Origin of the sequence: Streptomyces sp. NPDC093252 (genome assembly GCF_040683675.1) — a bacterium.
Taxonomy (GTDB): Bacteria; Actinomycetota; Actinomycetes; order Streptomycetales; family Streptomycetaceae; genus Streptomyces.
Genome location: NZ_JBFBEM010000002.1, coordinates 299,308 through 320,149, shown reverse-complemented (window position 1 = coordinate 320,149; position 20,842 = coordinate 299,308). Strand labels below are relative to the sequence as shown.

18 protein-coding genes and 3 tRNA genes are annotated in these 20,842 nt (G+C 72.3%); 8 read left to right on the top strand and 13 right to left on the bottom strand.

The features are described 5' to 3' along the window. Nucleotides 1–76: 76 nt before the first annotated feature. The 4 genes from AB0O01_RS04615 to AB0O01_RS04600 form a co-directional block, all read right to left on the bottom strand. Nucleotides 77–2,005, bottom strand: coding sequence for an ABC transporter ATP-binding protein (locus tag AB0O01_RS04615; RefSeq protein WP_365310961.1), 1,929 nt, complete (start codon nt 2,003–2,005; stop codon nt 77–79). Beyond that, nucleotides 2,005–3,738, bottom strand: coding sequence for an ABC transporter ATP-binding protein (locus AB0O01_RS04610; protein WP_365310960.1), 1,734 nt, complete (start codon nt 3,736–3,738; stop codon nt 2,005–2,007). The genes AB0O01_RS04615 and AB0O01_RS04610 overlap by 1 nt, the downstream gene beginning before the upstream one ends. A gap of 212 nt (nt 3,739–3,950) precedes the next feature. Further along, complete coding sequence (locus tag AB0O01_RS04605) at nt 3,951–5,408, bottom strand: FGGY family carbohydrate kinase (protein ID WP_365310959.1); 1,458 nt, start codon at nt 5,406–5,408, stop codon at nt 3,951–3,953. Between the two features lie 75 nt (nt 5,409–5,483). Continuing rightward, nucleotides 5,484–5,792, bottom strand: a complete 309-nt coding sequence (locus AB0O01_RS04600) for a YtxH domain-containing protein (RefSeq protein WP_365310958.1) — start codon at nt 5,790–5,792, stop codon at nt 5,484–5,486. A gap of 155 nt (nt 5,793–5,947) precedes the next feature. Between AB0O01_RS04600 and AB0O01_RS04595 the strand changes: the two genes are divergently transcribed. The 3 genes from AB0O01_RS04595 (at nt 5,948) to AB0O01_RS04585 (ending at nt 6,363) form a co-directional block, all read left to right on the top strand. Next, nucleotides 5,948–6,020: transfer RNA gene (locus AB0O01_RS04595), tRNA-Asn, on the top strand. Nucleotides 6,021–6,025: 5 nt separating this feature from the next. Further along, nucleotides 6,026–6,098, top strand: a tRNA-Asn gene (locus AB0O01_RS04590). Nucleotides 6,099–6,286: 188 nt separating this feature from the next. Next, nucleotides 6,287–6,363: transfer RNA gene (locus AB0O01_RS04585), tRNA-Ile, on the top strand. 363 nt (nt 6,364–6,726) lie between these two features. On the opposite strand, the gene AB0O01_RS04580 is transcribed toward AB0O01_RS04585, so the two are convergent. Further along, nucleotides 6,727–7,836, bottom strand: a complete 1,110-nt coding sequence (locus AB0O01_RS04580; RefSeq protein WP_365310957.1) for a serine/threonine-protein kinase — start codon at nt 7,834–7,836, stop codon at nt 6,727–6,729. Nucleotides 7,837–7,917: 81 nt separating this feature from the next. After that, entirely contained in the window at nt 7,918–8,745 is an 828-nt protein-coding gene (locus AB0O01_RS04575) for a hypothetical protein (protein WP_365310956.1), read from the bottom strand. 292 nt (nt 8,746–9,037) lie between these two features. On the opposite strand from AB0O01_RS04575, the gene AB0O01_RS04570 reads away from it, so the two are divergent. Both AB0O01_RS04570 and AB0O01_RS04565 read left to right on the top strand, forming a co-directional pair. Further along, nucleotides 9,038–10,258 (top strand): acyl-CoA dehydrogenase family protein, encoded by a 1,221-nt coding sequence (locus AB0O01_RS04570; protein ID WP_365310955.1) that lies wholly within the window; start codon nt 9,038–9,040, stop codon nt 10,256–10,258. 273 nt (nt 10,259–10,531) lie between these two features. Continuing rightward, nucleotides 10,532–11,968, top strand: a complete 1,437-nt coding sequence (locus tag AB0O01_RS04565) for an MFS transporter (protein WP_365310954.1) — start codon at nt 10,532–10,534, stop codon at nt 11,966–11,968. A gap of 258 nt (nt 11,969–12,226) precedes the next feature. On the opposite strand, the gene AB0O01_RS04560 is transcribed toward AB0O01_RS04565, so the two are convergent. Next, complete coding sequence (locus tag AB0O01_RS04560) at nt 12,227–12,514, bottom strand: heavy-metal-associated domain-containing protein (protein WP_365310953.1); 288 nt, start codon at nt 12,512–12,514, stop codon at nt 12,227–12,229. A gap of 285 nt (nt 12,515–12,799) precedes the next feature. Between AB0O01_RS04560 and AB0O01_RS04555 the strand changes: the two genes are divergently transcribed. Continuing rightward, a complete protein-coding gene (locus AB0O01_RS04555; protein WP_365310952.1) occupies nt 12,800–13,591 on the top strand; it encodes a hypothetical protein in 792 nt (263 codons plus the stop codon). Between the two features lie 54 nt (nt 13,592–13,645). On the opposite strand, the gene AB0O01_RS04550 is transcribed toward AB0O01_RS04555, so the two are convergent. The 4 genes from AB0O01_RS04550 to AB0O01_RS04535 form a co-directional block, all read right to left on the bottom strand. Beyond that, on the bottom strand, nt 13,646–14,674 hold the full coding sequence (locus AB0O01_RS04550) for an NlpC/P60 family protein (protein ID WP_365310951.1): 1,029 nt from the start codon (nt 14,672–14,674) through the stop codon (nt 13,646–13,648). Nucleotides 14,675–14,801: 127 nt separating this feature from the next. Continuing rightward, complete coding sequence (locus AB0O01_RS04545) at nt 14,802–15,803, bottom strand: M56 family metallopeptidase (protein WP_365310950.1); 1,002 nt, start codon at nt 15,801–15,803, stop codon at nt 14,802–14,804. Then, nucleotides 15,800–16,168, bottom strand: coding sequence for a BlaI/MecI/CopY family transcriptional regulator (locus tag AB0O01_RS04540; RefSeq protein WP_365310949.1), 369 nt, complete (start codon nt 16,166–16,168; stop codon nt 15,800–15,802). Before AB0O01_RS04540 ends, AB0O01_RS04545 begins: the two co-directional genes overlap by 4 nt. Before the next feature lie 130 nt (nt 16,169–16,298). Continuing rightward, the gene (locus AB0O01_RS04535; protein ID WP_365310948.1) at nt 16,299–16,733 is read right to left on the bottom strand and encodes a protein-tyrosine phosphatase family protein; all 435 of its coding nucleotides are present in this window, start codon (nt 16,731–16,733) and stop codon (nt 16,299–16,301) included. Between the two features lie 91 nt (nt 16,734–16,824). On the opposite strand from AB0O01_RS04535, the gene AB0O01_RS04530 reads away from it, so the two are divergent. Together AB0O01_RS04530 and AB0O01_RS04525 are read left to right on the top strand one after the other, a co-directional pair. After that, entirely contained in the window at nt 16,825–17,280 is a 456-nt protein-coding gene (locus AB0O01_RS04530; protein WP_365310947.1) for a hypothetical protein, read from the top strand. A gap of 67 nt (nt 17,281–17,347) precedes the next feature. After that, complete coding sequence (locus AB0O01_RS04525) at nt 17,348–18,085, top strand: ankyrin repeat domain-containing protein (protein ID WP_365310946.1); 738 nt, start codon at nt 17,348–17,350, stop codon at nt 18,083–18,085. A gap of 57 nt (nt 18,086–18,142) precedes the next feature. On the opposite strand, the gene AB0O01_RS04520 is transcribed toward AB0O01_RS04525, so the two are convergent. Together AB0O01_RS04520 and AB0O01_RS04515 are read right to left on the bottom strand one after the other, a co-directional pair. Continuing rightward, nucleotides 18,143–19,726, bottom strand: coding sequence for a GAF domain-containing protein (locus tag AB0O01_RS04520; RefSeq protein ID WP_365310945.1), 1,584 nt, complete (start codon nt 19,724–19,726; stop codon nt 18,143–18,145). A 2-nt stretch (nt 19,727–19,728) separates the two neighbouring features. After that, nucleotides 19,729–20,766: a rod shape-determining protein gene (locus tag AB0O01_RS04515; protein ID WP_365310944.1), complete on the bottom strand. Its 1,038-nt coding sequence runs from the start codon at nt 20,764–20,766 to the stop codon at nt 19,729–19,731. Between the last annotated feature and the right edge of the window lie 76 nt (nt 20,767–20,842).

Here is a 20,842-nt window from a genome sequence, read left to right as displayed (position 1 = left end):
CTCGCGCGGGCAAGCGCCCACCCCCGCCACGGCACCCCGCTCGCGCGGGCAAGCGCCCACCCCCGCCACGGCACCCCTAATCCACCTCCGCCACCGCCTCCGCGAACTGCGCCCTGTACAGCCGCGCGTACGCGCCCCCGGCCTCCACCAGCTCCCCGTGCGCGCCCTGCTCCACGATCGAGCCGTTCTCCATCACCAGGATCGTGTCCGCGTCCCGGATCGTGGAGAGCCGGTGGGCGATCACGAACGACGTCCGCCCGTGCTGGAGCTTGGCCATCGCCTTCTGGATCAGCACCTCGGTCCGGGTGTCGACGGAGGACGTCGCCTCGTCCAGCACCAGGATCACCGGGTCGGACAGGAACGCCCGCGCGATGGTGATGAGCTGCTTCTCCCCGGCGCTGACCCCCGCCCCCTCGTCGTCGATCACCGTGTCGTACCCGTCCGGCAGCGTCCGGACGAACCGGTCCGCGTGCGCCGCCCGTGCCGCCTCCTCGATCTCCCCGCGGCTCACCTCGCGCGTGGCGCCGTACGCGATGTTCTCCGCGATCGTGCCGCCGAACAGCCAGGTGTCCTGGAGGACCATGCCGATCCCGGCCCGCAGCTCGTCCCGGGACATCGCGGCGATATCGACCCCGTCGAGGGTGATCCGGCCGCCGGAGACGTCGTAGAACCGCATCAGCAGATTCACCAGCGTCGTCTTGCCCGCCCCGGTAGGGCCGACGATCGCGACCGTCTGACCGGGCTCCACCGTCAGCGACAGCTCCTCGATCAGCGGCTTGTCGGGGTCGTAGCGGAAGGAGACGGATTCCAGGGCCACCCGCCCCCGCAGCTCCTCCGGCCGCACCCCCGGCACCGGGTCCGCGGACTGCTCCCCGGCGTCGAGGAGTTCGAAGACCCGCTCGGCGGAGGCGACCCCGGACTGCACCAGGTTCGCCATCGACGCGACCTGTGTGAGCGGCATCGAGAACTGCCGGGAGTACTGGATGAACGCCTGGACGTCCCCGATGGACAGCGCGCCGGAGGCGACCCGCAGCCCGCCGACCACCGCGACCAGCACATAGTTCAGGTTCGACACGAACATCATCAGCGGCTGCATGATCCCGCTGTTGAACTGCGCCCGGAACCCGGCCTCGTACAGCTCCCCGTTCTGCTCGGCGAACTGCGCCGCCGACTCGTCCTGCCGCCCGAAGACCTTGACCAGAGTGTGGCCGGTGTACATCTCCTCGATGTGCGCGTTGAGCTTGCCGGTGGTGCGCCACTGCGCCACGAAGTGCGGCTGCGACCGCTTGCCGACCCGGGTGGCGACGACGAACGACAGCGGCACGGTGACCAGCGCGACCAGCGCCAGGATCCAGGAGACGTAGAACATCATCACCAGCACGCCGATGATCGTCAGCACCGAGTTGATGAGCTGGCCCATGGACTGCTGGAGGGTCTGGCCGATGTTGTCGATGTCGTTGGTCGCCCGGGACAGCACCTCGCCGCGCTGGCGCTTGTCGAAGTAGGACAGCGGCAGCCGGGACAGCTTGGTCTGGACGTCCTCGCGCATCCGGAACATCGTCCGGTTGACGGCCCGGTTCACCAGCCGGGTCGCCACCGCCATCAGCAGCCCGGCGATCAGGAACACCCCGAGCGCGAGCAGCAGCACCTGCCCGACGGCGGTGAAGTCGATGCCCTCACCGGGGGTGAAGTCGGTGCCGGAGAGCATGTCGGCCATCCGGCCGTCGCCGCGCTCGCGCATATCGGCGAGCATCTGCGCACGGCTGATCCCGGCGGGCATCTCCCGGCCGATGATCCCGGCGAAGACCAGGTCGGTGGCGTCCCCGAGGATCTTCGGCCCGATCACCGACAGACCCACGCTGATCACCACGCACACCAGCAGCGCGTAGATCGTCAGCCGTTCCGGGCGGAACTGGCCGATGAGCCGTTTCGCCGAGTTCTTGAAGTCGAGCGAGCGGCTGTCGGGGCCGGTGCCGGCCATCATCCGCCCCGCGGGCCCGGCCATCAGGCAGCCTCCGCTTCCGTGAGCTGGGAGAGCACGATCTCCCGGTAGGTCGCGTTCCCGGCCATCAGCTCCTGGTGACGGCCGCTGCCGACGATCCGGCCCTCGTCCAGGACGACGATCCGGTCGGCGTCGCGGATGGTCGACACCCGCTGCGCGACGATCACCACGGTCGCGTCGGCGGTCTCCGCGGCGAGCGCGGCCCGCAGCGCGGCGTCGGTGGCGTAGTCGAGGGCGGAGAAGGAGTCGTCGAAGAGAAAGATCTCCGGGCGCTGCACCAGCGTCCGGGCGATGGCGAGCCGCTGCCGCTGACCGCCGGACACATTGGTGCCGCCCTGCGCGACGGGCGCGTTCAGCCCACCCTCCAGCGCCGCCACGAACTCCCTGGCCTGCGCCACCTCCAGCGCGTGCCACAGCTCATCATCCGTGGCGTCCGGATTGCCGTACCGCAGATTGGTGGCGATCGTCCCCGCGAAGAGATACGGCCGCTGCGGCACCAGCCCGACGGTCCGGGCCAGCAGCCGCGGCTCGATCGCCGTCACCGCCGTACCGTCGACCAGCACCTCCCCCTCGGTGGCGTCGAACAGCCGGGGGACGAGCCCGAGCAGCGTGGACTTGCCGCTGCCCGTCGAGCCGATCACCGCCGTGACCTCGCCGGGCCGGGCCACCAGACCGACGTCCCGCAGCACCGGCTCCTCGGCGCCCGGGTAACGGAACCCCGCCCCCCGGATCTCCAGATACCCGCGCCGGCGCAGCTCGGTGACCGGCGCGACGGGCGGCACCACACTCGACTCCGTGTCCAGGACCTCCTGGATCCGCTCGGCGCACACCTCCGCCCGCGGCACCATCATGAACATGAAGGTGGCCATCATCACGGACATCACGATCTGCATCAGATAGGAGAGGAACGCCGTCAGATCACCGATCTGCATCCCCCCGCCGGCGATCCGGTGCGCCCCGAACCACACCACCGCGATCGACGACACATTCACCACCGTCATCACGATGGGAAACATCAGCGCCAGCAGATTCCCGGACTTCACCGATACGTCCGTCAGCTCGGCGTTGGCCTGCCGGAACCGCTGCTGCTCGTACGCGTCGCGGACGAACGCCCGGATCACCCGGTTGCCGGTGATCTGCTCGCGCAGCACCCGGTTCACCGTGTCCAGCCGCACCTGCATCGACCGGAACAGCGGGCGCAGCGCCCGCACGATCAGCGTCACGCTCAGCCCGAGCACCGGCACGACGGCCACCAGCACCCCGGACAGCGGGACGTCCAGCCCGAGCGCCAGCACGATGCCGCCCACGCACATGATCGGCGCCGACACCATCAGCGTGAAGGTCATCAGGGCCAGCATCTGGATCTGCTGGACGTCATTGGTGGTCCGGGTGATCAGCGAGGGCGCCCCGAAGTGCCCCAGCTCCCGGGAGGAGAACGACTGCACCCGGTCGAAGACGGCGGCCCGGACGTCCCGGCCGAGTGCCGCCGCGGTCCGGGCCCCGTAGAAGACGGCCCCGATGTTGCAGACGACCTGGGCCAGGGAGATCCCGATCATCAGGGCGCCGTAGCCGACGATGTAGCCGGTGTCGCCGTTGACGACACCGTTGTCGATGATGTCGGCGTTGAGGGTGGGCAGATAGAGCGTCGCGCAGGTCTGGAGGAACTGGAGCAGCACCAGCAGCACGATGGGTTTTCGGTAGGGCCTGAGATAGGTCCGCAGAAGTCGTATGAGCACGCTGAGGTCTCTCGGGTTCGGCGAGGTGAGGTGAGAATCAGGGAGTGAGGGGAGCGGGGGGAAGTGGGGGGCGGTCGCCCCCTGGGCCCCCATCGTCGGACACTCCACCGGCGTTACCTCAACCGAATTACGCCGCCGGTGGTGCCCTCAGCGGCCGTCCGGGGCCCCTTACTACCGGACTCTTACATTCCTCACCTCGCGCCGGGAACCCGTCACACCCGGAATGCACCCGGATGAGTCTGCTCCCGAACCGCCACGAACTGCTGGCGCACCGCCTGTCCCACGGCCAGCTCGTCCCCCGGGTCGAGCACCTGGGCCGCCACCGCCCCCTGCCACCCCGGCGGGGTGCGCGCGTCCAGCGTGCCCTGCGACACCCCGAGCGCCCAGGCCGCCTGCCGGGCGGCGCCGATCGCCCCGTAGTCGGCGGGCTGCACCACGACGACCTGCGCCCCGAACAGCGCCGGAGCCGCCGCCTGCACGGCCGGCAGCCCGGCCGCCGACCCCAGCAGAAACACCCGCCGTACGTCCACCCCGCGCCCGCGCAGCACGTCCAGCGCGTCCGCGAGCCCGCAGAGCATCCCCTCGAACGCGGCCCGCGCGAAGTGCTCCGGCTTCATCGACTCCCGCCGCAGCCCGGCCAGGGTGCCCGCGGTGTGCGGCAGACTCGGGGTGCGCTCACCCTCCAGATACGGCAGCAGCACCAGCCCGTGCGCGCCCGGCGTCGACTTCATCGCCAGCGCCGACAGCCCCTCCAGATCCCCGGCCCCGAGCAGCTCGGCGGCCCCGCGCAACGTCCGCACCGCGTTCAGCGTCGTCACGACCGGCAAATGCATGCCCGTAGCGTCCGCCAGCGATGTGATCATCCCGCTCGGATCCTGGAGCGCCTCGGGATGCACGGCCATCACCGACCCCGACGCCCCCAGCGACACCACCGCGTCCCCGAGCCCCAGCCCCAGCCCCAGCGCCGCGGCCATGGTCTCGCCGGTCCCGGCGGAGATCAGCAGCCCCTCCGGCGTCGTACCCGCCGCATCCGCAGGACCGATCACCTCCGGCAGCATCGCCTGGTGCCCGAGCGCCAGCTCCACCAGATCCGGCCGGTACGCCCCGGCCGCCGCCGACCAGTACCCGGTGCCCGAGGCCCCGCCCCGGTCGGTCGTCCGCCGCACCGGCCGCCCCAGCAACTGCCACACCAGCCAGTCGTGGGCCTGCATCAGGACGGCCGCCCGCCGCGCGTTCTCCGGCTCGCTCCGGCTGAGCCAGCGCAGCTTGGTCACCGGCTGCGCCGCCTGCGGCACACACCCCACGGCATGCGCCCACGCCTCCCGCCCGCCGAGCGCGTCCACCAGATCGGCGGCGGCGACCTGCGCCCGCTTGTCCCCACCGACCAGCGCGGGCCGTACGGTATTGCCCTGGGCGTCCAGCGCGATCAGCGCGTTCTGCTGCGCGGACACCCCGATGGCCTGCACACCCTCCAGCAGCCCGCCCCCGGCGGCCTCGCCCAGCGAGAGCAGCCATGCCTGTGGATCGACATCACTGGGCCGGGCCCCGCCCGAACCCTCGGGCAGGGGGTGCGGCGCGAACCCGGTCCGCAGCACGGAACCGCTGTCCGCGTCACAGACGACGATACGAGTGGAATCGGGTGAGCTGTCCAGCCCGGCGACTATCCCCATGCCCTTGATTTTGCCGTATGGGCGGGGTGATCCCGCCCCGGGAGGCGGGATCGGGGGACCGAGGCGACCGTCGGGTCACGTATTGCTGGTACCCCAGTCGTCCTCGCCCCCGCCGCCACCGGCGGTGCGCTCCCGCAGCGAGCGGACCCGGTCGGCCACCGAGTCGGGCATCCGGTCGCCCACCTTCTCGCTCACCGCGTGGTAGGCCTTGCCCGCGAACTCCCGCCCCTGCTGGGCGGCGGTCTCGGCGGTGTTGCGCACGGCCGGGTTCTCGGCGATCTGCCGCGCCGACTTCTTGAGCTGCTCGTAGCGCTCGCGCCCGGCCCTGGTGCCCAGTACGTAACCCACCGCGAGTCCGGCGACGAACATGAGCTTGTAGCGCACGGCGTCCACCCCTTCTTGACGTGTCCAGCAGTCGGCGTCGGGCCCGGGGGAACCGATTGGCGGAGCACCCCCCTGCTTGCGCTAATGTATGTGTCGCAGCGAGCCCACGCCCCCTGGTGAACACCCAGGTAGGTACGTTCGATGCAACGAGGCATTCCTCCGTAGCTCAATTGGCAGAGCAGCCGGCTGTTAACCGGCAGGTTACTGGTTCGAGTCCAGTCGGGGGAGCTCGGTCCTCCGTAGCTCAATTGGCAGAGCAGCCGGCTGTTAACCGGCAGGTTACTGGTTCGAGTCCAGTCGGGGGAGCCTGGTGAACGAGGGCCCCAGCGGGGTCCTTTTTCATGCCCGTTTTCATGTCCGGCGGAACCGTTCGAGGCGGCACGGAGTCCTCAGGTCATGAACGCCGTGGGAAGCCGACCATCCGGAGCAGGAGATCGTATGAGCGGCTATGCTGCGGCAGACGGCGCGCACAAATGTGCGCGACACGCCGCTATGGGGCGGTAGCTCAGCCGGTTAGAGCAGCGGACTCATAATCCGTCGGCCGTGGGTTCGAGTCCCACCCGCCCCACCATTTCCTTCCGGGCAGAATCGATCTGACCTGCGAGGCGGGCCACTTCCCGGGTCGGGCGCGAGCGCCGGTTCGCTCTTGAAGATGATCAGCTCGGCCGACGCTCAACCGAAGTGCAGGCGATCAAGAGATGAGTGGCCCCGGTCGGCGGGTGATGACGACCGGGGCAGGTGTCTGTGCGGTCAGGCTGTCCGCGCCTGCGCGAGCAGTCGGCCGATCCGGTCGCCGATGCTCTCGTCCTCGTACCGCATGGGCACCCCCACCAGGTGGATGTCCCTCCACGGTACGTCCGTTGGCCGGTGGGGGTGGCGGGGGAAACGCGGTCCGATCACTTTCCCTGGGCCTCTCGGCCGCGGCGGGGCGGTCCTACTCGCAGTAGTGGTTCAGGACATCCGGCAGTCGTCGGGCCCAGTCGGCGAAGGTCGGGTCGTCGGGGGCGGTGAGGGTGCAGTCGTACGGGGTGTCGTCCGGTACCTCGATGAACAGGGTGCACTGGCGGGCGGCGGCGGAGAAGGTGTGGCTGATGCTTGCGATGTCGGTCCAGGGGAATTCGATGGCGGTGCCCCGGTATTCGACCAGCCTGATCTCGATGCCGTGGGTGTTGATGACCAGAGCGCGTTCGTCGTCCTCGGCGTGGAAGGAGTCGGTGGTGGTGCCGGGTGCGGCGGTGGTCGGCGGTGGCGTGATGAGGGTGGGGAGCGCGGTTTCGGTGAAGGCGTCGAGCAGGTTTTCTGGGGTGGGGCGGTGGGCGGGGTTCTTCTCCAGGCATGCGGCGATGATTCCGCGCAGGTCTTTTGGGAGTGGTGAGAGGTTCGGTGGTGAGTGGACCGAGCGGTACATGAGCATCATCGGGGTGCCCGCGCCGAAGGCGCTGCCGCCCGCCGCCGCCACGAGGACGGCGCCGAGGGCGAACACATCGGCGGCACCCGTCACTTCACGGCCCTCCGCCTGCTCGGGGGCGAGATAGCCGGGGGTGCCGAAGGTGTGGCCCGTCGTGGTCAGCCGGGTGGATTCGACGGCCCGCGCGATACCGAAGTCCACGACGCGCGGGCCGTCCGGCGCCATGATGATGTTGGCCGGTTTGAGGTCGCGGTGGACCAGTCCGCATCCGTGTACCGCCTGGAGTGCCTCTGCCAGTGCCGCGCCGAGTTGTCGCAACTCGGGGGCGGGCAGGGGGTGTTCGGATGAGCGGATGACGTGGGCGAGGGTCGGGCCGGGTAGGTAGGCCGTGGCCAGCCAGGGGGGTTCGCCGTCCGGGTCGGCGTCCACCACCTGCGCGGTGTGGAAGCCGCCGACCCTGCGCGCGGCCTCCACCTCGGCACGGAACCGGGCCCGGAAGTCGGGGTCCGAGGCCAGCTCGGGCCTCGCCACCTTGACCGCGAGCAGGCGCCCGCCGCGTGACCGGGCCAGGTACACCGTGCCCATACCGCCCGCACCGAGTTCCCGCACGACGGCGTAGGAACCGATCCGCTCCAACTGGTCCTCCCGGTGCCGTCGCGCGGGTCCCTCGGTGGTGGCCCTGCTCAGGGGCTCAGCGTGGCGGCCCTGCTCAGGGGCTCAGCGCACGTCGATGTAGTCGGCCGTGCTGGTGGTGGCGCCGGTGGTGGAGTTGCCGTGGTACACCCAGCGGTAGGAGCCGTCGACCGACGCGGTGACCGTCGTCTTCAGGCTTCCGGTGCTGCTGGTGGTGGCCTTCTTGACCGTCTTGTAGGTGTCGGTGCCCTTGGCGCGGAACTGGAGGCTGACCGTACGGCCGCCGTAGCCGTCGTACTTCTTCGTGCCCCAGTTCGCCCGGGTCAGCTTGCCCGTGACGGTGATCGGCTTGCCCTTGGTGACCGGCTCCGGGGAGGCGTTGGTGGTCGCCTTGGCGGCGCGCTTGAGCGGGACGGTGAGGGAGCGGGTCTCCAGCTCCGACGCCTTGAGCTGGCCGTTGGCCTTGAAGAGGAGCAGGGAGACGCCGACCTTCCAGTTCGTGGCGTCGCTGTTGGAGTCGACCTGCTCCTGGCTCGGGTGCGGGTCGATGTAGAGGTTGCCCTCGCACTCGGTGCGCTTGGAGTCGATCTCGTAGCAGGTGTAGCTGCCCGCCTGGATGTAGTTGTTCCCGGTCTCGGCCGCCGTCTTGATGCTGCCCCGGTAGAGGAAGGGGTGCGCGTCGTAGGCGAAGGGATCGTCGGTGCTGTACCCGGCGGGCAGCTTGACCTTGAAGCTGAGGGCCGGCTCCACCACCTTCGAGGTGCCGACCACGATCGGCTTGCCGTTGTTGATGACGATGTCCGACACGGTGATACCGGTGTCCGCCGCCTGAGCCGCCGGCGCGTTCAGCACCGAGAGCCCCAGCGCCCCCACGAGCGTCGTCACCGCGATGGTTCGTCTGCTTGTTCTCATGCACACCCTCTTCAGGAGGAAACCGCTGCAAAGGGCGGCAGCTTATCCGACGAGTTCCGGTGGGAGCGGGCACGGGGGCGGGGTCTCCTTCGGGTGAAGCGGGTCGAACGGGCGCACGGCATGGGCTCGATGGCCCGGTGTCTGTCGTGTCCTGGTGGGCGGTGAGTGGGGCGCCCCGGTGAGCGGGGGCGTCCGGATGGTCGCAGAGGCGGTGCCGCGGAGGTGGCGCCGCGGAGTTCCGGAGGGTCGTCTTATGTCGAGGTCGAGGTCGAGGTCGAAGTCGTCGTCGTCCGTGTTCTCGTCCGCTGCCCGTGGGGAGGGGGACGGGCTGGTCGGGCGGGCCGCGGAGCTGGTGCCGCTGCTGCGGGGCAACGCGGCGCGTACCGAGGGGGAGCGCCGGGTCGTGGACGAGAACCTCGCGGCCCTGGCCGGGGCCGGTCTCCTCCGGCTCACCGTGCCCCGGCGCCTCGGTGGGCACGAGGTGAGCGTCCGGACCCTGGTCCGGGTCGGTGCGGAGCTGGCGCGCGGCTGCGGCTCGACCGCCTGGGTGAGCACGCTGATCAATGCCGGTAATTGGCTGGTCGCGCTGTTTCCGCGGCGGGTTCAGCGGGAGGTGTGGGGGAGCGGGCCGGACGTCCGGGTGTGCAGTGTGCTGTCCCCGGCGGGGGTCTGGCGCGAGGCCGACGGCGGCCGGGTGGTCACCGGGAAGTGGGGCTTCGCCTCGGGGAGTCTGCACAGCCGGTGGGCGGTGCTGGGCCTTCCCCTCGGCGAGGCCGCCGACGGGCAGCCGGCCGAGCAGGGGGTGGCGCTGATCCCGATGGCGGACCTGACGGTCGAGGACACCTGGTACGTCGCCGGCCTGCGCGGCACCGGCAGCAACACCCTCGTCGCCGCGGACGTCTTCGTCCCCGCGTATCGCGTCATGTCGCTGACCAGGGCCATCGGCGGGGAGCACGGCACCGAGCGCGAGCGCGAGCACGAGGACGAGGACGAGGACGAGGGACTGTACCGGGCGGCCCTGGTTCCGGTGCTCGCCCTGGTGCTGGCCGGGCCCCAGGTGGGGCTGGCGAAGGCCGCGCTGGAGGCGGTCATGGAGTCGCTCGCCGGGGGCAGGGGCATCTCCGGCACCTGCTACGGCCGTGCCCGTGACGCGCCCTTCGTGCAGACGCAGCTCGCCGAGGCGGCGCAACTCGTCGACACCGCCGAGCTGCACATGCTGCGCTGCGCCGACGACATCGACGACTGGGCCGCGCGGGGCGCGTACATGCCGCTGCTGGGCCGGGCCCGTGCCCGCATGGACACCGGGTACATCGCGCGCTGTGCGCGGGAGGCGATCGACCGGCTGCTCAGCGTCCAGGGCGCGGGCGGCTTCGCGGAATCCGCCCCGCTCCAGCGGATCTGGCGCGACCAGGAGACCGCCAGCCGCCACGCCCTCGTCAACCCGGCCCTCGCGACGGAGCTGTACGGGCGGGCCCTGCTGGGGGTCGAGGAGCGGATCACTCCGCTGATCTGACCGGGTTGGGTGGGGTGGGGGAGCGGGCCCGGTCGTGCGGGGGAGGGGGCCTCGTCGTGTGGGACGGGCGCGCCCGGCGGTGCCGGGAGAGCGGGCCTCGTCGTGCGGGGGAGCGCGCTCGGTCGTCTCGTTCGGGTCGGTGATGTCGACCCGGCGGCTAGCTATACCCCCTAGGGGTATGTTACCGTGCGGCAGCTCGATACCCCCTAGGGGTATTGGGAATGTCGCTGGTTCACAGCTTTTTCGTAGCTGACTCAAAGGGGTGGTGGAGAGATGTCCGACGTCAATCCCAGACGATGGTGGGCGCTCGCCGTACTCGCCGCGGCTCAGTTCATGGTGATCATGGATACGTCGATCATCGGCGTCGCGCTGCCCGAGATGCAGAAGGATCTCGGGTTCTCGCAGGGTGAGTTGCAGTGGGTCTTCAATGCTTATGTGATCGCCTTCGGTGGGCTGTTGCTGCTCGGTGGGCGGTTGTCCGATCTGCTCGGGGCGCGGCGGGTGTTCAACGCCGGGTGGGTCGTGCTGATCGCCGGGTCCGTGGTCGCCGCCGCCGCGCAGACCGCCTGGGTCGAGGTCGTGGGGCGGGCCGTGCAGGGCGTCGGCGGCGCGCTGATCGCGCCGGCCGCGATGACCCTGCTGATGATGCTCTTCGCCCACAACCCCCGGGAACTGGGCAAGGCCATGGCGCTCTACGGGGCCGCCGCGCCCGCCGGAGGCACCGCCGGGGTGTTCCTGGGCGGGGTGTTCACGGAGTGGCTGAGCTGGCCGTGGATCTTCATCATCTACGTGCCCATCGGTGTGGCCACCCTCGCCGCCACCAAGATCCTGCCGTCCGTGCAGGGGCGCAAGGGCGGGGTCGATGTGCTGGGTGCCGTCGCCGTCACCGCCGGGCTGGCGCTCGCGGTGTTCGCCGTGGTGCGGGCGCCCGAGGTGGGCTGGGGAGCCACCGCCACCGTGCTCCAGTTGATCGGTGCCGGGGTGCTGCTGGGGCTCTTCTTCGTCATCCAGCGGGCCGTGCGCGAGCCGCTCATGCCGCTCGGCATCTGGCGGGTGCCCCGGCTCGGTTCCGCCAACCTCGCCATGACCCTGCTCGGGGCCGCCTGGATCCCGATGTGGTACTTCCTGAACCTGTACCTCCAGCAGGTGCTCGGTTACGGGGCCTTCGCCTCCGGGGCCGCGCTGCTGCCCATGACCGGGCTGCTGATGGTGTTCATGACGGCCATCACCGCGCGGCTGATGGGCCGCTTCGGCGCCAAGGCGCTGATCGGCACCGGGCTGCTGGTCCTCGCGGGCGGGCTGCTGTGGCTGTCCGCCGTCGAGCCCACCGGCACCTTCGTGGTGGACGTCCTGCCCGCCTCGCTCGTCGCCGCGCTCGGTATGTCGCTCGCCTACATACCGGCGATGATGGCCGCGATGTCCGGCGCCCCGCAGGAGCAGGCCGGGCTGGCCTCCGGCATCGTCAACACCACCTATCAGGTGGGTTCCGCGCTGGGGCTGGCGACCCTGACCGCCGTCGCCACCTCGCAGGGGGCCGGGCAGCTCGGTGATCTGCCCGCGCTGACGGACGGGTTCAGCGCGGCCTTCGTCTGGGCCGCAGTGATCGCCGCGGTCGGCGGGCTCGTCACCCTGCTGGTGATGCGCCGGGAGCCCGCTGCCGCCGCGGCGGCCGGGGAGCGGAAGGGGGCGGGGGAGCGGGCCGGGGTCTGAGCACCCCCGAGGGCCGCTCGCGTCTCTCCCTCCCCCCCTGCCCCTCCCGCCAGGTCGGATCAGAAGGGCCCCGTAGCACCACACGGTGCGTGCGGGGTCCTTCTGCTGTGCGAGGGCCCCGGAGCCGTGCGAGGGCCCCGGGGCCGCCGCAGGGTGAGGTGTACGTCGTTGAGGACGGCCAGTGGGGCCCCTGCGCCACACGCCGGAAGGGCCGCCCCTCTCGGGGGCGGCCCTTCCGGTCTGTGCGGTGGTGGTCGCTCAGGACGACGACGATGCCGTCGCCGCCCGGCCCGCGTAGCCGTAGCCGGCCTCGTCGACCGTCTTGGCGATCAGGGCGTCCAGCGCCTCGTCCGGCTCGGTGGCCGTGGTGACCGTCACCAGGCCGGTGCCGATCTCGACCTCGACCGCGGTGATCTCCGCGAGATCGCCGACGGCCTTGGTCACCACGCCCTGGCAGTGGGCGCTGCCCACGCCCTCGACCCGGTAGACCGTCGTGACCTCGGCGGTGGAGTGGCAGCTTCCGTCCGTGGTGCAGCAGTTCGACATGGCGTTCGTTCTCCCGTGGGTCGGAGTGGGAAGAGGGGCGGGTCACCCGGGTGATCCGCTCACTGTGGGCGCTGGATACCCCATGGGGGTATCTGTGCCTGGAAATATGTATACCCCCCAGTGGTATTTATGGCAAGCTCCGGGTGGGGGTGTGCCATTGATCGCCCGGCTGGTCACCCCGTTGGTCACCTTGTTGATCACTCTTGACTTCACATACCCCCCGGGGGTATGTTTCCCTCAGTCGTCCGGTCACGGGCGACGAGGAAGACGAACGAGGAGTCGGTCATGAACAGCGCCGCGCACCACGCACACGCCGGTCACCACGGGCACCAGGGGGGCCATGGCGACCACGGGAGCCACGGGCACGCCGCCGCCTCCGCCGTGAGCCACCGGCTGGAGCTGGCCACGCCCCGCGTCACCGCCGGGGAGAAGACCGATCTGCGGTTCAGCGTGATCGAGGACGGTGAGCACGGGCCCCGGCTCCTCGCCTCCTCCGCCGAGTACGAGGAGTCGCACGGCAAGGAACTGCATCTGATCGTCGCCTCGCGCGATCTCTCCGTGTACCGGCATCTGCACCCGGTGCTCGGCGGGGACGGGATCTGGTCGGTGCCGGTGGAGCTGCCGAAGGGCGGGGAGTACCGGGTCTTCGCCGACTTCCGCCCGCACGGCGGCGACCCGGTGACCGCCGTCGCCGTTCTGCTCGCCGAGGGGGCCGGTGAGCCCGTCGCCCTGCCCGAGCCCACCGGGGTCGCCCTGGTGGACGGCTACGAGGTCCGGCTGGACGGCGAACTGGTCGGCGGCGAGGGCGGCGCGCTGGTCTTCTCGGTGCACAAGGACGGGCAGCCCGTCACCGACCTCCAGCCCTACCTGGGCGCCTACGGCCATCTGGTCGCCCTGCGCGCCGCCGACCTCGCCTATCTCCACGTCCACCCGGGCGGCGAACCCGGCGACGGAGTCACCCCGGCCGGACCGGAGGTCTCCTTCCATGCCGTGGCGGGCGGCCCCGGCCCGTACGGCCTCTTCCTGGACTTCCGGCACGGGGACGTCGTACGGACCGCCGCCTTCACCACCCGCTGACCGGGGCCGAGCGGTCCCTGATCAGCCCCTGACCCACCCCTGATCAGGGGCTGCTCAGGGGCGGGTCGCCGCGAAGTACGGCATCGAGTCCAGGTCGGTGACCTCCACGTTCTTGCCGGTGCGCGGGGCGTGGATCGCCTTGCCGTCGCCGACGTAGAGGCCGTTGTGCTGGGTGTTGTTGTACCAGTAGATGATGTCGCCCGGCTGGAGGTCGGCGCGGGCGACCTGGCGGCCCGCCGAGTACTGCTGATTGACCGTACGCGGCAGGGAGACGCCCGCGGCAGCCCAGGCGGAGCCGGTCAGGCCCGAGCAGTCGAAGGAGTCCGGGCCGGTCGAGCCCCACTCGTAGGGCTTGCCGAGCTGGGCGTACGCGAACTCGATCGCCGTACGGGCCCGGCCGCTCGCGGCGCCGTCGTAGGTGTCCGGGGCGTCGCTGCTGCCGGCCGCCTCGTCCGCCTTCTCCTCCGCCGCCTTCAGTTCCGCCCGCTCCTCGGCGGTCAGGCTGTTCAGCAGCTTCTGGGCGTCGCGCAGCTTGCCCTGGATCTCGTCCTTCTTCTCGCTCATCCGCTCCTGGGCCACGCGGGCCGCCGCCAGCTTCTCCATCGCCTCGGCGCGGCTCTGGGCGATCTCGCGCTGCTTGCGCTGGAGGCTGTCCAGCAGGGTCCGCTGGCGCTCGCTGGTGCGGTCCACCAGGGACGCCTGCTCCAGGAAGTCGTCCGGGTCGGCGGAGAGGAAGAGCCGCACGCTCGGGTCCAGCCCGCCGTCGCGGTACTGGGAGGCGGCTATCGGGCCCATCTCGGCGCGGATCTCATTGATCTCCTCCTGCTGGCGGGCCACCTCCTCCTGCGCCTTGTTCGCCGCCTCCTGAAGGGTCTTCCGCTTCTCCTGGGCCTCGTTGTACTCCTCGGTGCTGGCCTCCGAGTCGTGGTACAGCTCCTCGACCTCGGTGCGCACCTGCTCCACGGAGGGCTTCGGCTCCGCCTGGCTCTGGGCCGTCGGCAGCAGCGAGAACGCCCCCGCCGAGGCGGCCAGCACGGCGAGCCGGGGCCGGGTCGGCGGCTTGGGGCGGCGGTGGGTTCCCATGCTGCGGCTCACATTCCTGGGGAGGGGCGATGTTCCGGTAGGCAATACGGCAACAACTTAGTAGCTTCGTAGATGGGGGTGCAATGCGGGGGGAGGGGGAGGGCGGGAGATGAGGGACGGGCGGGGCTCAGGTGAACGGGGTCGGGACGCAGCCGAAGAGCAGCGGGATCACCGGGGGGAGCGCCGCCCCGGCCGCCAGCACGGCCCGCAGCGCCGGATGCGGACGCCGCTGCGGATGCAGCACCCGCCGCAGCCGCACCAGCGCCCCGGCTCCGCCGCCGTCCATGGCTCCCGCCCCGCCGCTCACGGCCCCGGTCCGGTTGCCCGCGGCGCTCCGGTCGTCCGCCGTGCTCGGGCCGTTCATCGCGAACGCGCCCGGGGGTACCGAACGGGCCGCCGCCATCTCGTACATCGCCGTGGCCAGCAGATCGCGGGAGTGGTGGTCGAGCGCGCGGTCGTCGGCCGCCATCTCCAGCAGGACGGCGGTCTGCTCGCGCGCGTGCCGGGCCAGCGGGAGCCACCCGCACAGCCGGGCGAACCCCTCCGTCACCGCCAGCGCCAGATGGTGCCGCCCCGCGATGTGCGCCCGCTCATGGGCGAGTACGGCGTCCAACTGGCCCGGCGAGAGCAGCCGCAGCGCGCCCGCGCTGACCACGATCCTCGAACGGCGGCCGGGGAGGCAGTACACGGCGGGCCGTTCGTGCTCGACGACCGTCGCCGACAGGAGCGGGTCACGGCGGCCCACCAGATCCAGGACCCGGCGGTGCCGGGCGCGGGCCCGGCGGCCCCGGAACGCCTCCAGCGCGACGGCGGCCAGCGCGGCGGCGACCACCGTCAGCGGGAGGGCGACCGTCAGACGGTCGGTGATCGTCGGGTCGGGCACGCCCGTCGCGCCGGTCAGACCGCACCAGTGCAGGAAGCCGACCACATCGGCGTGCAGATGCTCGGTGGGGGCGGCGAGATGGTGCCCGGCCAGGGCCACGGCCAGTACGAAGGAGACGATCAGCCCCTGCCAGACGGCGACCGCGAGCGCCGGGGCCCGGTACGCCCACGCCGCGCGCAGCAGCAGCCGCGGGGCCAGCAGGCCCACCGCCGCCGCGTACCCGAGCAGGGGGAGCGCCGGGCTCACGAGCCCGCCTTCCGCCCCACCGCGCGCAGCGCCTGGCGCAGGGCGCTGATCTCGTCGGGGTCCATCTGCTCCACGAAGTGCGCGAGCGCCACCGGCCGGTCCTCACTCGTCCCGAGCGCGTCCTCCATCAAGGCCGCCGAGTACTGCTCGCGGCTGCGCACCGGGGTGTACACCCAGGCCCGGCCCTGCTTGCCGCGCACCAGCCAGCCCTTGTTGTAGAGGATGTTGGCGACGGTCATCACGGTGGTGTAGGCGAGCGGGCGTTCCTCGTTGATGTCGTCGACGATCTCCCGTACGGTCGCCGGCCGCCGCCACCGCCAGAGGCGGTCCATGATCTCCGCCTCCAGATCGCCCAGCCGCCGCATCCGCCGCACTCCTCGTTCTTCTTCTTCCGGGTTCTACCCGGGCTCTTCCGGGCTCTCCAGGGCTCTTCCGGGCTCTTCCGAGTTCTTCCCGCCTGCTCGCAGGCCGCCATGGTAGGCCGGGGCGGGCCGGTCAGGAGAAGCGGGCCACGTAGCGCCGCTGCCAGGGGGTCTCCACCGCGCGGGGCGAGTAGTGCGCGCGGACGTAGGCGACGGCCTCGGCGGCGGGGACGCCGTCCAGGACCGCGAGCGCGGCCAGCGCCGTGCCGGTACGGCCCCGGCCGCCGCCGCAGGCGACCTCCACCCGCTCGCCGTCGGCCCGCCGCCACGCCTCGCGCAGGGCGTCGGCGGCGTCCGTACGGTCGGCCGGGAGCCGGAAGTCGGGCCAGCGCACCCAGCGGTACGCCCAGTCCACCGGCTCCGGCGCCCGGCCCAGCAGATACAGGGCGTACGAGGGCCGCGGGCCCGGCGGCAGCGGGTACCGCAGACCGCGTCCGCGCACCAGCCGCCCCGAGGGCAGCCGCAGCACTCCCTCACCGTCGGGCTTCCAGGTCTCGGAGGTGTCCATCCGTCGACCCTAGGGGGTGTGAACGCGGGCGGGGCGGGGTCCGTACTACTCGCCGTACGGGGAGGCGGGACCGGGGGACGGAGGGACTCGGGTGGAACAGGTGCGCGCGGTGCTGGTCGCGGTGGGGGCCGCCGCCGGGGTCGCCCTGGTGGCGGGGTGCGGCGGGGACGGGGACGCCGTACGGCCGCGACCGGCCGGGAGCGGGGCGCCCCGGGTGTCCGCCGCACCCGAGGCCGGGGTGATGGCACCCGCCAGGGTCGAGGTGATCGCCGCCCTCGCCGGGTGCGCGGCGGAGATCCGGATCGAGGCGGACGAACTGCGCCAGGGCGTCTGCGAATCCGGTGGCGACGGCTATGTCATCACCACGTTCCCCGAGGACCGGCTCAAGGAGACCTGGCTCGACTCCGCCGGCGTCTACGGCGGCACCTATCTGGTCGGGGCCCGGTGGGTGGTCGGCGCCGAGCCCGGCCTGCTGACCGGGCTGCGGGAGCGGCTGGGCGGGGAGGTACGGGAGTTGCGGGGGATCGGGCCCACCGCGGGGCGGTAGTCCGACGGGCTCTGCGCAGGGGAGCCGTGGTTCTGCTCGGGGGGCCGGAGTGGGAAGCTGGGTGTTCATGACGACCCTGAACTCCCTTGATCCGCTGGCCGTCGCGGTCACCGAGGCGATCCGCACCGGTGATCTCGCGGCGCTGCGCGAGCTGCTCGCCGACCGTCCCGACCTGGCGTCCGCCGGGATCACCGAGGCCGAGGACAGCGAGCGCGCCGGGACCCGCAGCCTGCTGCACATCGCCACCGACTGGCCCGGTCACTACCCGCGCGGTCCCGAGGTCGTCGCCCTGCTGGTGGCGGCCGGGGCCGATCCCGGCGCCCGGTTCGTGGGCGCGCACACCGAGACCCCGCTGCACTGGGCGGCCAGCAACAACGACGTCACCGCGATCGACGCGCTGCTGAAGGCCGGTGCCGACATCGAGGCGCCCGGCGCGGTCCTCGGCGGCGGCTCCCCGCTCACCGACGCCTGCGGCTTCGGGCAGTGGCGGGCCGCCCGGCACCTGGTCGAACGGGGCGCTCGGGTGGGCCTGGACGAGGCCGCCGCCCTCGGCCTGCGGGACCTGGTCGAGGAGTACGTCAGCGAGAACTCCGGCCCGGACACCGACGCCCTGGACCGGGCCTTCTGGTCCGCCTGTCACGGCGGGCAACTGGAGACCGCCCGGCGGCTGCGCGAGCTGGGCGCCGATCTGGACCGGGCCGGGCACGACGGGATGACCCCGCTGGACATCGCGCGGGCGCAGGACGCCGACGCGGTGGTGGCCTGGCTGGTGGGGGAGGGGGCGCGGGGCGCGACGGCGGGGTGAGCCGCACGGAAGCCATGGGTGCCGTGGGTGCCGTGGGTGCCGTGGGTGCCACGGGTCCTATAAGGGGGACTGCCAATCGGTGACCCCCGGACCACCCCCTGTACTCCCCGTACCCCCCGTACCCTCCGTACCCCCCGTACCCCCCGTACCCTCCGTCCCTCCGGTGGCCCCGCCGTCGTCGCGTACCGTCAGGCGGACGACCTCTCTGCCGTCCGGCAGGGGGGTCGTGGTGTCGACGGTGATCTCCAGTCGGGTGAGCGGCGGGCGGTGGGCCGCGGCGGTGAGGGCGCGGTGCAGGACCGTGAGGAGCTGTGCCGCGACGGGCTCCGGGACCCGGGAGTCGATCGGGCCGGTGAACCGTACCGACGGCTGGAAGCCGAGCAGCGCCGCCGCGGTCGCCGTCTCCCGCAGGACCTTGCCGCGCAGGGTGGTGGGGGCCTCGGTCGGCGGCTGCTGGAGGGCGTAGATGGTGGTGCGGACCTCCTGGATGGTGGCCTGGAGTTCGTCCGCCGCGCGGCCGAGGGTGTCGTGGACGTCGTCCGGTGGTGTGCGGCGCTGGGTGGACTCCAGCATCATCGCCGTCGCGAACAGCCGCTGGACGACGAGGTCGTGCAGATCGCGGGCGATCCGGTCGCGGTCCTCGTAGACCGCGAGCCGGCCCTGGCGCTGCCGGGTGTCGGCGAGGACCAGGGCGAGCGCGGCCTGCGAGGCGAACTGGGTGGCCAGCAGCCGTTCCACGTCCGTGTACGGGCTCGCGCCCCGGGCGCGGGGCAGGGCGAGGGTGCCGATGAGCCGGCCCCCGGCCTGGAGCGGGAGCATCATGCTGGGGCCGAAGCGGTGCCGGACATGGGTGGTCATCCGGGGGTCGGTCGCCGAGTCGTCGATGAACACCGGTTCCCCGCCCAGGAGCTGCACCAGGACCGGGCTGCCGGGCGCGATGGTGGTGCCGACGATGTCCCCGGGGTCGGCGGGGGCGGACGCGACGACGATCTCCATACCGCCCTCCGGGGTGGCCTGGAGGATGACGCCCGCGGCGGCGCCGGCCACGACCCGGGCGCGGTCGGCGACCGTGCGCAGGGCGTCGGCGCTCTCGCCGGTGAGCAGGGCGGTGGTGACCGCGGCCGAGCCCTCGATCCAGCGCTCGCGGTGCCGGGCCGCCGCGTACAGCCGGGCGTTGCCGATCGCGATACCGGCGTGGGCGGCGAGCAGCCGGAGCAGTTCCTCGTCGGCGGGGGTGAAGTCGCCGCCGCCGCGGGTGCCGGTGAGGCGGAGCCGGCCGAAGAGACGGTCGTCGACGTGGATCGGGACGTCGAGGGAGGGGGTGGGGGAGGGGGTGGTGGCGGGGGAGGGACCGGCGGTACAGGTGCCTGTTCCCGTGCCGGTGCCGGTGCCGGTGCCGGTGCCGGTGCCGGGGTCGGTGCCCGTGCCCGTGCCCGTGCCCGTACCGGTGTCGGTGCCGATGTCGGTGAGGCCGTCGCGGGCCGGGTCCGTCATGTCGAGGACGGCGTGCCGGGCGCCGGTCACCTCGGCGGCGCCGGACACGATGTGGCGCAGGGTGCCCGCGAGGTCGAGGTCGGCGCCCACGCCGAGGACCGCGTCCAGGAGCGGGGCGGGCAGCGGGGCGGCGGGGTCCCCGGGCATCCTCAGGGGCCCAGCGGGTTCAGCTCCAGCGGCTGGATCCGGCCCTCCAGCATCGCCCCGAGCCCCTGCACCGCGCAGATGTCGGGGCGTTCGGCGATGTGCACCGGCATCCCGGTGGCCTGGCGCAGCATCTCGTCCAGGCCCGGCAGCAGCGCCGAACCGCCGACCATCACGATCCCCCGGTCGACCAGGTCGGCCACCAGGTCGGGCGGGCAGTCGCGCAGCACCTTGCCGATGCCGTCGAGGATCGCGGTCAGCGGGGTCTGGATGGCGTCCCGGACGGCCGCCGTGTCCACCCGGACGCTGCGGGCGAGGCCGGTGGCGACATCGCGGCCGTGGATCTCGGTGGAGGCCGGGCCGTGCTCGTTCAGCCCGTTGCCGGACAGGGCGAGCTGGAGCGGCCGGACGGACTGGCTGGGCAGCATCAGCTCATGGGCGTGCCGCAGATGCTGCACGATCGCCTGGTCCACCGCCTCCCCGCCCACCGGGACCCGCTTGGCGGTGACGATCGAGCCCAGCGAGAGCACCGCGACCTGGGTGGCCGCCGCCCCGCACACCAGGACCATGGTCGCCTCGGGCTGCTCCACCGGCAGTCCGCTGCCGACGGCGGCGGCGATCAGGGTGTCGACCAGTTCGACCCGGCGGGCGCCGAGGCCGACCAGGGTCTCGATGGTGGCGCGCTGGGCGAGCGGGTCGGAGTCGTGCGGGGTGCAGGCCGCCGCACGCAGCCGGGGCTTGCGGCGCAGGGTGCGGCGGACCTTGTCGCCGAGGAGGTGGCGCAGCATCCGCTGGGCCATCTCGATGTCGACCACGGTCCCGCCGGAGACCGGGCGCACGACCCGGATGTAGTGCGGGGTGCGGCCGGTCATCTGCTCGGCGAACTCACCGACCGCGATCAGCGCGCCGGTACGGGTGTTCACGGCGGCGGCGGAGGGCTGGTCGACCACGAGGCCGTCGCCCTTCACGTACACCCGGGTCCGCGCGGCGCCCAGGTCGACGGCGAAGTGGCAGCGGCGCAGCGCCTCCAGGCTGGCGGTCATGGCGGATCCTCCCGGGAACGCGGAGCGGGCCGCCGGGCGGCGGGCCCCTGCGTCGAATACTCCGCCGGGGAAGGGG

Coding starts and splice junctions, on each gene's coding strand:
- AB0O01_RS04560 (WP_365310953.1), bottom strand. CDS start 12,514: ATGTCGAACTGCTGCACCACGGACGGAAGCTGCCACTCCACCGCCGAG.
- AB0O01_RS04605 (WP_365310959.1), bottom strand. CDS start 5,408: ATGGGGATAGTCGCCGGGCTGGACAGCTCACCCGATTCCACTCGTATC.
- AB0O01_RS04520 (WP_365310945.1), bottom strand. CDS start 19,726: ATGCCCGGGGACCCCGCCGCCCCGCTGCCCGCCCCGCTCCTGGACGCG.
- AB0O01_RS04515 (WP_365310944.1), bottom strand. CDS start 20,766: ATGACCGCCAGCCTGGAGGCGCTGCGCCGCTGCCACTTCGCCGTCGAC.
- AB0O01_RS04555 (WP_365310952.1), top strand. CDS start 12,800: ATGAACAGCGCCGCGCACCACGCACACGCCGGTCACCACGGGCACCAG.
- AB0O01_RS04565 (WP_365310954.1), top strand. CDS start 10,532: ATGTCCGACGTCAATCCCAGACGATGGTGGGCGCTCGCCGTACTCGCC.
- AB0O01_RS04535 (WP_365310948.1), bottom strand. CDS start 16,733: ATGGACACCTCCGAGACCTGGAAGCCCGACGGTGAGGGAGTGCTGCGG.
- AB0O01_RS04615 (WP_365310961.1), bottom strand. CDS start 2,005: ATGGCCGGGCCCGCGGGGCGGATGATGGCCGGCACCGGCCCCGACAGC.
- AB0O01_RS04540 (WP_365310949.1), bottom strand. CDS start 16,168: ATGCGGCGGCTGGGCGATCTGGAGGCGGAGATCATGGACCGCCTCTGG.
- AB0O01_RS04575 (WP_365310956.1), bottom strand. CDS start 8,745: ATGAGAACAAGCAGACGAACCATCGCGGTGACGACGCTCGTGGGGGCG.
- AB0O01_RS04525 (WP_365310946.1), top strand. CDS start 17,348: ATGACGACCCTGAACTCCCTTGATCCGCTGGCCGTCGCGGTCACCGAG.
- AB0O01_RS04550 (WP_365310951.1), bottom strand. CDS start 14,674: ATGGGAACCCACCGCCGCCCCAAGCCGCCGACCCGGCCCCGGCTCGCC.